9 protein-coding genes and 1 pseudogene are annotated in these 12,099 nt (G+C 71.4%); all 10 read left to right on the top strand.

The genetic code is table 11. From position 1 onward, the window contains the following. Positions 1 to 355 precede the first annotated feature (355 nt). Positions 356 to 1,366: an Inducer of phenazine A gene (locus ACIQAK_RS22055; RefSeq protein ID WP_366390604.1), complete on the top strand. Its 1,011-nt coding sequence runs from the start codon at positions 356 to 358 to the stop codon at positions 1,364 to 1,366. Positions 1,367 to 1,619: 253 nt separating this feature from the next. Next, positions 1,620 to 3,887, top strand: a complete 2,268-nt coding sequence (locus ACIQAK_RS22050; RefSeq protein ID WP_366390603.1) for an iron-containing redox enzyme family protein — start codon at positions 1,620 to 1,622, stop codon at positions 3,885 to 3,887. Positions 3,888 to 3,983: 96 nt separating this feature from the next. Then, positions 3,984 to 5,822: a carbamoyltransferase gene (locus ACIQAK_RS22045; RefSeq protein ID WP_366390602.1), complete on the top strand. Its 1,839-nt coding sequence runs from the start codon at positions 3,984 to 3,986 to the stop codon at positions 5,820 to 5,822. 76 nt (positions 5,823 to 5,898) lie between these two features. Continuing rightward, positions 5,899 to 6,048, top strand: coding sequence for a hypothetical protein (locus ACIQAK_RS22040; protein WP_366390601.1), 150 nt, complete (start codon positions 5,899 to 5,901; stop codon positions 6,046 to 6,048). A gap of 43 nt (positions 6,049 to 6,091) precedes the next feature. Then, positions 6,092 to 7,045 (top strand): TauD/TfdA family dioxygenase, encoded by a 954-nt coding sequence (locus ACIQAK_RS22035; protein WP_366390600.1) that lies wholly within the window; start codon positions 6,092 to 6,094, stop codon positions 7,043 to 7,045. 84 nt (positions 7,046 to 7,129) lie between these two features. Then, entirely contained in the window at positions 7,130 to 8,383 is a 1,254-nt protein-coding gene (locus ACIQAK_RS22030) for an ATP-grasp domain-containing protein (protein WP_366390599.1), read from the top strand. Between the two features lie 493 nt (positions 8,384 to 8,876). Beyond that, positions 8,877 to 9,167, top strand: coding sequence for a hypothetical protein (locus tag ACIQAK_RS22025; RefSeq protein WP_366390598.1), 291 nt, complete (start codon positions 8,877 to 8,879; stop codon positions 9,165 to 9,167). Next, a complete protein-coding gene (locus ACIQAK_RS22020; protein WP_366390597.1) occupies positions 9,164 to 10,414 on the top strand; it encodes a biotin carboxylase in 1,251 nt (416 codons plus the stop codon). The genes ACIQAK_RS22025 and ACIQAK_RS22020 overlap by 4 nt, the downstream gene beginning before the upstream one ends. Next, the gene (carA, locus tag ACIQAK_RS22015; protein ID WP_401848725.1) at positions 10,411 to 11,550 is read left to right on the top strand and encodes a glutamine-hydrolyzing carbamoyl-phosphate synthase small subunit; all 1,140 of its coding nucleotides are present in this window, start codon (positions 10,411 to 10,413) and stop codon (positions 11,548 to 11,550) included. The genes ACIQAK_RS22020 and carA overlap by 4 nt, the downstream gene beginning before the upstream one ends. Next, positions 11,543 to 12,099: pseudogene (gene carB, locus ACIQAK_RS22010) on the top strand (carbamoyl phosphate synthase large subunit); the annotation flags it as partial. The gene carA and the pseudogene carB, both read left to right, overlap by 8 nt.

The following is a 12,099-nucleotide window of genomic DNA, read 5'->3' as shown; positions in this document are numbered from 1 at the left end:
TCGCCCCTTCCCCGCCCTCGCGCTGGTGAAGCTGCGGCCCTGATCCTCGCCTACGGTGCCGCGACGGTGGCCGGCAACTCGATCCCGGGCCGTCCCGCCGCTCCCCGTAGCGCGATCGAACCGGACACGGCCGCGGCGCCGGACGTGCCGGTGCCCTCCCGACCGCCGGCGAACTGAGCCCTTCGCCCGCTCTGTCCTCTCTGTCACCTCTGTCCCCCCTTCCGGAACCCGCAGTGCGCGTTCCCGACCCCAGGGGCCCCTTCAGTCAGGGCCGCCGACCGGCAAAGCTCGTCACGTACGGCGCCGAGACATGCCCATCGGAAGAGCGAGCCCTGAATCGAGGAGCGTCCTGCCCGTGAAATCCCAGCGTGAAATCCTGACCCCGCAGATGCTGCGGTACGACGACTTCGACGACCGCGCGGAAACCCGGTACCTGCCGTACCTCATGTATTTCCACCGGGCCGATTACCGTTCCGCGACGATAAACACCGATCGGCTGGGATTCCGGATCTCCCACGGTGCCACCGAGCAGGGATCGGTGGCGAACGCGCCGAAGGGTCCGGTCCGGCTGCTGGCCGGCAGCTCCACCCCGTTCGGTATCGGAGCCACCGGCGACGCCGCCACCATGGCCTCCCGCCTCTGGAGCCGGTACGCGCCCTCCGTCCCCTGGCTCAACTTTGCCGGACGCAGCCACAACTCGATGCAGGAACTGCTGCTCTTCCTGATGCACCGGGAACTGGTCCCCGAGATCGAGGAGATCGTCGTGTTCTCCGGACTCAACGACCTGGCGCTCAGCCGACTGCCCGACGCCCAGCGCGGCGACCACGGCGGGTTCTTCAACTGCGGTGAGTACTTCGACCAGATGGAGGAGCTGCGCGCCGCCCACCGCAAGCCCAAGCGCGGCTTCGGCCGGCGCCCCGGAGGGCCGGGGGACGAGCCCCACGTGGTGCCCCCGCTCGCGGACCGCATCGCGTACGCCGTCGACCTGACCGCCCGCCACCTCGCCGCCCTGCGCCTGCTGGCCGGGCCGACCGGCGCCCGCATCACCTACGTACTGCAACCGCTGGCCACCTGGGTGCGGGAGACCGGCTCACGCGAGGAGAAGGCGGTCTTCGGCGAGCTCGACGAGGTCTCCAACTTCTGGGAGCTGTACGGCGACATCGCCACCCTGGAGACCGGCCGCCGCTACGCCGACGCGCTCCAGGTGGCCTGCAAGGAGCAGGACATCCGCTTCCTGGACATGAGCCCCGTCCTCGCCGAGTCCGTCACGGGGGACGACTGGCTCTATGTGGACCGCGCGCATTTCACCGACCACGGTACGGAGATCGCCTCCCGCGTGCTCGCCGAATCCCTCGGGCTTTCCTGACCGATCCGATCCGATTAGATCCGACCCGGTCCGGGGCGATCCCCATTTTCCTTCACTGCAAGAGAGGGCTGTTCAGTCATGTCATTCGTACGGAAAGTCTTCGCCAAGGTGTTCCGGCGTAAGCGGAAGGCCAAGAACGACGCCTCCATCTACCCCATGTTCTGACCGCACGCGCACAGCAGGCACGCGCACCGCGCGCACCGCACAGCCCCGGGTGCTCCACCACGCGGGAGAGACGCCAGAGAGGGGAACGATGCACAGCCAACAGGCAGCTGCCACGGCCACGCTGCCCGCAGAGCACCAGGCGGGGCGCCCGCACGGCCTGCCGGAGGACGGCGGCTCCGCACGGACCGTGTACGCGTACGCCGCCGACCCGGAAGCGTCCCTTCCGGAAGGCGGGTTCGTCAAGGAGGTACGGGCCGTACTCCGCCGCCACGCCACGGCCGCCGCCACGGACGACGACAACACGCTCGACGCCCTCGTCCGGCAGGCCGCCGACTGGGGGGCCGGTGAGCGTCCCCGCTTCCGCACCCTCGTCGACGCCGAGGACGAGGAAGCGGGCGACCGCCCCGAAGGCCACCACCAGGTGCTCGTCCGGCGGGCTGTCCTCGGCTGCGCCCCGCTCGCCCTCCTGTCCGGCGCCTGGCTCCAGTGGCTCAGCGCCCCCGGGAACGCCGACGACCCCCTGGTGCTGCGCATCCTCGCCCTGTACGCGTCCGATGTGGGCGCCGGCCACCCGGCGGCCTCCCGGGGCAGCGCCTACCTCGAACTGCTCCGCCGGCTCCGGCTCGCCGAGAACGCGGCACCGGCCGCGCGCCTCACCGGCGACCAGCGCATCCCCGACGGGGCGTTCCGCCTCCCGGCGCTGCTCCTGGCGATGAGCCGGCGCCCCGACGACTTCCGGGGCGAGATTCTCGGCGCCGACCTGTGCCTGCGCGCCGTCGGGCCGCTGCCCGCGTTGGCGCTGGTCCAGGAGGTGCTGCCGACGGAGGCGGACTGGGCGACGCTGGACCCGGCTGGCCGGCGTGAGGCCGAAGGGCCCTCACCCGTCGAGCGGTGCCGCGCCGCGGTGGCCGCCCTGGTCGAGCGGGAGGGCGAACGGGGTGCCGCCGCGGTGCGCTCCGGCTTCCGCTGGATGCTGGCCGGCCTCCGCGACTGGTCCCAGGCGCTCCACGCGGAGCTGGTGGCCGCCGGGGACCCCGCGTTCGACATGGCCGAGCTGATGCGGCTGCGGGCACGTGAAGGCGCCGTCTACCACCACCAGTTCCTGCTGGAGGGCAAGCCGCTGGCCCGCTGGCTGGCCGAGTGCCGCACCGACCCGGGCCCGCTGCTCGACGTCCTGGCGCGCAGCAAGCTGGTCAAGCCCGGGCGTTCCGGAGCCAGTTCGCTGGTGCGGGGACTGGTCGGCGAGCGCGGACCGATGTTCCGGGTCTTCTCGCCGGAGGACCTGACGGTCATCCGGCGGTGGATCGACTCACTCCCGGCCAGACCCGTGGAGGCCTCCGAGGCGGGGCCGGAGGGCGTACGGGCCGGCGGGTCGCCGGGGCAGTCCTCCGTGGCCGGAACACAGGACCCCCTGGCGGCCGTCGCCGGAGCCCTGCGGGCCGGGGCGCGCTCCCCGGGCCGTGCGCCGTCCGGGCTGCGCGAGGCGTACCACCTGCTGATGAACCGTACCGACACCCCCGCCCTGCGCTCCTGGGCCATGGAGTACGTGGCCGGCTGGCTCGCCCGCTCCGGGCACGGTATGGACCGTACGGTGATGCCGCTGCCCGAGCGCTGGGGCCATGAAGGGCTACGTCCCTGGCTCCAGGCGCAACACGACCGGCACGGGGCCGAGTTCGAGGAGAACGCGGCGATACCACTGCCCTCCAAGGAGGCGGTCGTCGACGACACCGTGCAGACGGCTCCGCTCACCCTGATCGACGGCAGCTGGCTCCAGGGATTCACCGACTACGAGCAGGCCTCGTCCGCGATCGGGCACTCCCTCTTCGAGACCTACTGGGACGAACTCGGCAACGGCGAACCGCACTTGAACCATCCGCTCATCTACCGTGACGTACTCAAGGAGATGGGGGTGGAGCTGCCGCCGACGGCCTCCGCCGCGTTCGCACAGTGGCCGGGCTTCCGGGAGGAATCGCTCGAACTCCCGGTGTACTGGCTGTGCGTGGGCCGCTTCCCGCAGACCTTCCTGCCGGAGGTCCTGGGGCTGAACCTGGCCATGGAGCTGTCGGGCGTCGGCGGCACCTACCGGCGGGCCCGCCTGGCTCTGAAGGCGTACGGCTTCAGCACCCGGTTCGTGGACATCCACAACACCATCGACAACGTGGCCACCGGGCACTCCGCCTGGGCCGCCGACGCCGTGGACACCCTGCTGGCCTCGCTGCCCGACGCACCCGGGCCGGGCGCCCGGGCCGACGTGTGGGGCCGGGTGCGCGTGGGCTACCGCTCGCTCAACCCCCCGAGGAGCGTCGGGGCCCGCCTCGCCGCCCGCCGTACCCGCTTCACCGGCCGGCGCAAGTGAGGCCCCGGACGCGGACCGGCCCTCCCGTGCCCACGTGGTCCCCACCCCCGCCCCGCCCCCGATCCCGAATCCGAACCCAGCCGGAGGAACGCAGCGGTGTCTGACCTCATTCTCGGAGTCTCCGCCTTCTACCACGACAGCGCCGCCGCCCTGATCGCCGACGGCGTGCCCGTGGCCGCGGCGCAAGAGGAACGTTTCACCAGGCGGCGGCACGACCCCTCGTTCCCCTCCCGCGCGGTCGCGTACTGCCTCGACGAGCAGGGCGTGAGCCTGGACGACGTCTCCGCCGTCGCCTACTACGAGGACCCCCGGCTGAAGTTCCGCCGGGTGCTGGCGACCTTCGCGGGCGCCGCGCCCACCGGCTTCGCCTCCTTCCGCGACACGCTCCCCGCCTGGCTCGGCCCCGGCGGCAAGCTGCGCACCGCCGACACCGTGCGCGCCGAACTCGCCGCACTGGGCCGGGGCCGGGTGCCCGACCTCTCCGTACGCCGCCACCACGAGTCGCACGCGGTCTCCGCCTTCTTCCCCAGCCCCTATGAGTCCGCCGCCGTGCTCTGCATCGACGGCGTCGGCGAATGGGCCACCACCACCCTCTGGCACGGCCGCGGCACCGACCTCCGCCCCGTCTCGGAGCTCCGCTTCCCGCACTCGCTCGGCCTGCTGTACTCCGCCTTCACCTACTTCTGCGGCTTCAAGGTCGACTCCGGCGAGTACAAGCTCATGGGCCTCGCGCCCTACGGCACACCGCGCTACGCCGACCTCATCCGCGAGAAGCTCATCGACCTCAAGCCCGACGGCTCCTTCCGCCTGGACATGCGCTACTTCGCGTACCTGCGCGGCCAGGTGATGACCGGACGCGGCTTCGAGCAACTCTTCGGCGGCCCGCGCCGCACCTCCGAAACCCCGCTCACCGAGAGGGAGTTCGACCTGGCCGCCTCGGTGCAGGCGGTGACCGAGGAGGCGGTGCTCCGGCTTGCCCGGACGGCCCGCGAGCGTACGGGGGAGTCCCGGCTCTGCATGGCCGGCGGCGTCGCCCTCAACTGCGTGGCCAACGGCAAGGTGATCGACGCCGGGATCTTCGACGAGGTCTGGGTCCAGCCCGCCGCCGGCGACGCCGGGGGAGCCCTCGGCGCGGCCCAGGCCGTGGCGATGGAGCGGGGCGCCCGGCGTGACCACGTCCGTACGGGGTTCGACGCGATGAGCGGTTCCCTGCTCGGGCCCGCCTACGGCGACGAGGAGATCGCCGCCTACCTGGACGCGCACGCCATCCCGTACCGGCGGCTGGACAGCGACACCCTGGCCGCACAGGTCGCGGACGGGCTGGCCCAGGGGAAGATCGTCGGCTGGTTCCAGGGGCGCATGGAGTTCGGGCCCCGGGCCTTGGGCGCCCGTTCCATCATCGGCGACCCGCGCAACCCGGACATGCAGTCGGCGATGAACCTCAAGATCAAGTTCCGGGAGTCCTTCCGCCCGTTCGCACCGGCCGTCCTGGCCGAGGACGCCAAGGACTACTTCGACCTGCCGCAGGAGAGCCCGTACATGCTGGTCGTCTCCCAGGTCGCCGCCGCCCAGCGGCTGGAGGCCCAGGACGGCGGCGCCTCGGGGCTCGACCTGCTGAAGGTGCGGCGCTCCACCATCCCCGCCGTCACCCACGTCGACCACTCGGCGCGCGTGCAGACGGTGACCGGCCACAGCAACCCGGCCTACCACCGGCTGCTGACCGCCTTCAAGGCCCTCACCGGCTGCCCGGTGCTGGTCAACACCTCGTTCAACGTACGAGGCGAGCCGATCGTCAACTCCCCGCAGGAGGCCTACACCTGCTTCATGCGGACCGACATCGACATGCTGGCGCTCGGCAACTTCCTGCTGGAGAAGGGCGACCAGCCCGCGTGGCAGGAAGCGTCCGACTGGCGCGACGAGATCCCTCTCGACTGAGCCCCGTCGGCCCCGTCCTGGCCCCCCGGGGCCGGAGCCCTCCGCATCGCCGCCACGAGAAACGGAACGAACACCCATGCGTACCTTCCTGCTCCTCATCGCCTACTACCTCGTCGTGACGCCCGTCGGCCTGCTGAGCCGACTGGTCGACGACCCCCTGGCCCGCCGCTGGAACCGGCGCGCGGCCACGTACTGGAACGCGCCGGCCCCGTCACCGGCCCACTGAGCGATGCAACGAGGGCGTACAACCGACCTAACGGAGACAGACGATGACCAGCTTGCTCCAGTTCGCCCGGTACCGAGTCGAGGACAACGCCCGGGACCTGTTGCGCAAGGAGATCTCGGCCCGGGTATCGGAGACCAGCCTCGATTCCGACCTGGACGACGCCATTCTCGGCTCCATCGGCGCGTACGCGCTGCGACGCCATCTGCCCGGTGACATCCTCCAGGGCAGCCAGGTGTTCACCGCGGCGGGCTCCCACGCGTTACTCCTGTCCAACCTGCCCACCCAGGACTTCCCCGCCACCCCGGTCAGCGGATTCGCCGACGAGGCCGAACTCGCCGTGACCAACGCGATCCACCTGGGGCTGATCCGGCTGCTCGGATGCACGCCGTTCGCGGTGAGTTACGAGAACGACGGCCGGCTCATCCGCAATGTCGTGCCCAACCCGGCGGCCTCCGGAACCACCAGCTCCTGGGGGGCCGACTCGGAGTTCTTCTGGCACTCCGACAACCCCCACCAGCCGTTCGGCCCGCCCGGATCGGACCCCCGGCTCTACACACCGCCCTACCTCACCTTCTTCGCCATACGCAACGAGGAACGCATCCCCACCGAGATCGCGGCCCTGGACGACGTCGTCGTACGGCTCGACGAGGACACCCGATCCGCCCTCAGCGCACCGGAGTTCGAGGTCGGTGCGCCGGACTCCAACGACGGCGGGACGATCGGCCCGCTGGTGAAGACCCCGGTCCTGGAGTCCGGGCCGGACGGCCGCCAACGCGCCCGCTACGACCGGGGAACGACGGCCGGCCTCACGCCCGCCGCCCAGCAGGCGCTGGAGCGGTGGCGCGAGGTCCTGCTCGACATCCCGTCCGCCGACCTCATCCTCCGGCCGGGCGACTTCATGATCTTCGACAACCTCCGGGTACTGCACCGCCGCAAGGCGTTCACCCCGCACCCGAACACGACGGCCCGCTGGCTCCGCCGCTGCTACGCCGCCTGACCACGTCTGACCACGTCTGACCACGAGAACGCTCCGCTTCTCCGCTCACCCCGCACCCACCGCACACACTCCGAAGGGAACCCCATGGGCAAGTACCGCGTGGCAGTCATCGGCGGCCGGCCGGCACCGGTCGCAGGAGCCAAGGAACTCGGCATCGACGTCGTCCTCGTCCACGAGGAGGGCGCCTACGACGTGGCCGTCGCCCAGCACTGCGAGCGCATCATCCACGGCCCCCTGGACGACGGCCCGGCCATCCTGGAACTCCTGAAGCCGCTGCACGACCAGCGCCCGTTCGACCGCGTCCTCACCACCACCGAACCGGCCGCCGAATCCACCGGCTTCGTCGTGGACGCCCTCGGCCTGCCCGGAGTCACCGAGTTCACCGCCCGCGCCCTCAAGGACAAGGCGCTCACCCGGCAACTGCTGGACGAGCACGGCATCAGCCCGGTGCGCTACCGCATGGTGCAGAGCGCCGAGGAGATCGCCGCGTTCCGGGCGGAGGTGGGTGACCGGATCATCGTCAAGCCGGTGGACGGCGTCGCCAGCCTGCACATCCACCCCGTCGATGGCCCCGAGGACGCCGCGAAGGCCTGGCAGGCGCTCCAGGAGGCGGACATCTCGACCGTCATCGCCGAGGAGTACCTCGACGGCCCCGTCGTCAGCGTCGACTCCTTCTCACACGCGGGCCGCCACCTGACCATCGGCTACTCCGAGTACCGCATGAACGAGCGGTACGTCGAGTGGGAGGTCAGCACCCCCAGCCGGTACGCCGCCCCGTGGCTCGCCGAACTCCGCGAACTCACCCCGAAGCTGCTGGACGCGGTGGGCCTCACCGAGGGGCCCTCGCACAGCGAGTTCGTCCTCACCCCGAAGGGCCCGCGCGTCCTGGAATCACACGCCCGCCTGGCCGGCAGCGGCGCACCCGAGCTGGTCCGCCGCGCCTTCGGACTCAACCTCAACCGGATGTTCCTCACGGTCCCGCTCGGCATCGACGAACTGCCGCAGAACTCGCCCGAGCCGCTGGGCGGCGCCGCGGTCCGCTTCTTCACCCCGGAACCGGGCACCGTCGACGCCATCGAGGTGGACGACGACGCGGCCGACGAGATCCGCCGGGTCCCGAGGGACGAGAAGCAGCACGTCTTCCTCCCGTACCTGGACGAGTTCACGGACACGAAGGTGGCGGCGGTGATCGGCAAGAGCGTCGGGGAGACCGTGCCCCCGCTGCTGACCGTGGCGGACTGTGTCTCCGGGTACGTCATCGCCTCCGGGCGCGACGCGGACGACGCCGTGGCCAGGTGCGAGGCGACGAACGACCGCATCCGCTTCAAGACGAGCTGACGGCGCGGCGCCACGGCCTTCCGGCCGCCCGGTTCCGCCTCGCACGCTGCCGACCCGGGGTCCGGGTCCGGAACGACCGAGTGCGGAACGGCCGGGTGCGGAACGGCCGGGTGCAAAACGGCTGGGTGCAAAACGGCCGGGTGCAAAACGGCCGGGACTCCTTCGAACCGTGGCGTCCGCCGTTCCGGCTCCCCGGCCCCCCGGCCGGTCCGCCCCGCCCTGGCCGTTCCGGCCCCTCGGCCCTCTGGCCGTTCCGGCACCCTGGCCGTTCCGCCCCTGCCGCCCCGGCCGTTCCGCCCCCTGCCGCCCCCTGCCGCCCTGGCCGTTCCGGCCCCGGCTGCCCTGGCCTCCGTACGGCCTGCCCTTCTGCCCCCAGCCCCTGCCTGCTGCCCCCCGGCCCTGGCTCTCTCCTGCTGCCTGCCCCCCGGCCCCGGCCCCGGCCTTCGCCTGCTGCCCCGGCCCACGGCCCCTGCCTCCTGGGATGGACTCACCCATGAACACGATCATTTGCCCCGCCGTGGCGGAGGGGTCCTGGCCGGACCCCGTCGCCCAGTTGCACACCGTCCGCCAACTGGTCGAGGACCGGTACAGCAGCGAGCAGCCCCTCGCCCGTGCCGCGCTGCACCTGATCGACTGCGCCACCGACATCGTGGGCCAGCTCCCGGACGGCGACCTGGACGCGGCGCGAGGCGCCCTCGGCTCGGCCCGCGCCGCCGTGGTCTCCGCGACCTTCGCGGTGGGCCGGGTCCGGGACATGTCGGCCGCCGGAGCCGATGGGGCATGAGCGAACACATCGTCGTCATCCACCGCTGGCGCGACCGGCACGCCCATTACGAGGACTACATCGACCACCGGGCCCACCGGGTCACCTACGTGACCACGGAACTGGCACTCGACTCCGTGCCCGGCGGCGCGGCAGCCGCCCGTACCGTCCCGGCCACCGACGATCTGGACGCCGTCTGGCGCGCGGTGACCGAACTGCGGACCCATTTCGGTGTCCCCGAGCGCGTGGTGGCCCTCAACGAGGGCGACCTCGACACCGCCGCACTCGTCCGCGAGCGGCTGGGCTGCGCCGGCCAGACCTCCGGCCCCCTGGCCCGCTTCCGCGACAAGCTCACCATGAACCAGGTCACCGCCGGCGCCGGGATACCGGCCCCCGCTTTCGCGGACGCCCCCGACGAGGCCGCCGTCCTGGCCTTCGCCGGACACCACGGGTGGCCCGTCGTGGTCAAGCCGCGCCGGGGCACCGCCAGCCGGGGCGTCGTACGCCTCGCCTCCGAGGCCGACCTGCCGCTCCTGCGCACCTCACCGCCGGAACCGCGCCTGGTCCAGGCGTTCTGCGCCGACCCGATCTTCCACATCGACGGCCTGTGGACCGGCCAGGAACTGGGCCCCTGGCGGGCCTCCCGGTACGTCAACACCTGCGTCGACTTCACCCAGGGCGAGGCGCTCGGCTCGGTCGAGGTCGACGACCCCGAACTCCTCGTTCCGCTCGGCGCGTTCACCTCCCGAGTGGCGGGGGCGCTCGGCCCGGAACCGTGGGTCTTCCACCTGGAGGCGTTCGTCGGTACGTCGGCCGACGGCTCGCCCTCGATCCAGTTCCTGGAGGCGGGCTACCGGGTCGGTGGCGCGGAGATCCCGTTCGTCTGGCGGGAGGTGCACGGCATCGACCTCGCCCGCGCCGCCGCCGACGTCCAGCTCGGCCGGCGCCCGGAACTCCCCGTACCGGACGCATGGTGTACGGGCGGCTGGCTGCTGGTGCCCTCACCCGTACCGGCCCCCTGCCGCGTGACGGCCTGGGAACTCCCCGAACCGCCGACCCCCGGCGAGGGCCCCTACGCCTCGGTGGTCCCGGCCGTGGGCCAGGTGGTCCCGCGGGTGGGCGGGTACGAGCACGTGGGCGCCCGGTTCCGGTTCCGCGGCGGATCGAGCGGCGACGTGGAGAAGGCCATCCTCAGGACGGCGGCCCAGTTCCGCCTGGAGTGCGTTCCGCAACGAGGAGCACGTGTGGCCTGCGGACTGGACCGATGACGGGGAGGAGCAGAGGAGGGGCGCCGCCCGCCGTACTCGTCCTGGAGGACGGTCGTGTGTTTCGCGGTCGTGCTTATGGGGCTGTGGGGGAGACTTTTGGGGAGGCGGTGTTCTCGACCGGGATGACCGGTTATCAGGAGACCCTCACCGATCCTTCCTACCACCGGCAGGTGGTCGTTATGACGGCCCCGCATGTCGGGAACACCGGTGTGAATGACGAGGATGCGGAGTCGGCGCGTATCTGGGTTGCGGGGTATGTCGTTCGTGACCCTGCGCGTAGGGCGTCCAACTGGCGTGCGCAGCGGTCGTTGGATGAGGAGCTGGTGGCGCAGGGCGTTGTCGGGATCTGTGGTGTGGACACGCGTGCGCTGACCCGGCATCTGCGGGAGCGGGGGGCGATGCGGGTGGGGATCTTCTCGGGGAGCGCGATCGCGGATGAGGGGACGCTGCTGGCGAAGGTGCGCCAGGCCCCCGAGATGGCCGGTGCGGACCTGTCGGCCGAGGTGGCGACGAAGGAGGGTTACGTCGTCCCGGCGGTCGGGACGAAGAGGTTCACGGTGGCGGCGGTGGATCTGGGGATCAAGGGGATGACGCCGCACCGGATGGCGGAGCGGGGTATCGAGGTGCATGTCCTGCCGGCGACGGCCACGCTGGAGGAGGTGTACGCGGTCGGGCCGGACGGGGTGTTCTTCTCCAACGGTCCGGGTGACCCGTCCACCGCTGATCACCCGGTGGCGCTGATGCGGGGTGTGCTGGGGCGGTCCACGCCCCTTTTCGGGATCTGTTTCGGTAATCAGGTCCTGGGCCGTGCGCTGGGTTTTGGGACGTACAAGCTGAAGTACGGGCACCGGGGGATCAATCAGCCGGTGCAGGACCGCACCACGGGGAAGGTGGAGGTGACGGCGCACAATCACGGCTTCGCTGTCGATGCCCCGCTGGACAGGGTTTCGGACACGGAGTTCGGCCGGGCCGAGGTGTCGCATGTGTGTCTGAATGACCAGGTGGTGGAGGGGCTCCAGCTGTTGGACCGGCCGGCGTTCAGTGTGCAGTACCACCCGGAGGCGGCGGCGGGCCCGCATGACGCCGCGTATCTGTTCGACCGTTTCGTTTCTCTGATGGAGGGCCAGCGTGCCTAAGCGCTCCGATATCCAGTCCGTCCTGGTCATCGGCTCGGGTCCGATCGTCATCGGCCAGGCCGCCGAGTTCGACTACTCGGGCACCCAGGCCTGCCGGGTCCTGAAGGCGGAGGGGCTGCGGGTCATCCTGGTGAACTCCAACCCCGCCACGATCATGACCGATCCCGAGATCGCCGATGCCACGTATGTGGAGCCGATCACTCCGGAATTCGTCGAGAAGATCATCGCGAAGGAGCGCCCCGACGCGCTGCTGCCGACCCTGGGCGGGCAGACCGCGCTGAACACGGCGATCTCGATGCACGAGCAGGGGGTGCTGGAGAAGTACGGCGTGGAGCTGATCGGCGCGAATGTCGAGGCGATCAACAAGGGTGAGGACCGCGACCTGTTCAAGGGCGTCGTCGAGGCCGTGAAGGCGAAGATCGGCTACGGCGAGTCCGCCCGCTCGGTGATCTGCCACACCATGGACGACGTCATCAAGGGTGTTGACACCCTGGGCGGCTATCCGGTTGTCGTGCGCCCTTCCTTCACGATGGGTGGCGCCGGCTCCGG

The organism is Streptomyces sp. NPDC088706 (assembly GCF_044752765.1).
In the GTDB taxonomy this organism is placed as follows: Bacteria; Actinomycetota; Actinomycetes; order Streptomycetales; family Streptomycetaceae; genus Streptomyces.
The sequence above is the reverse complement of the archived record's forward strand: the minus strand, read 5'-3'. Positions and strand labels throughout refer to the sequence as shown.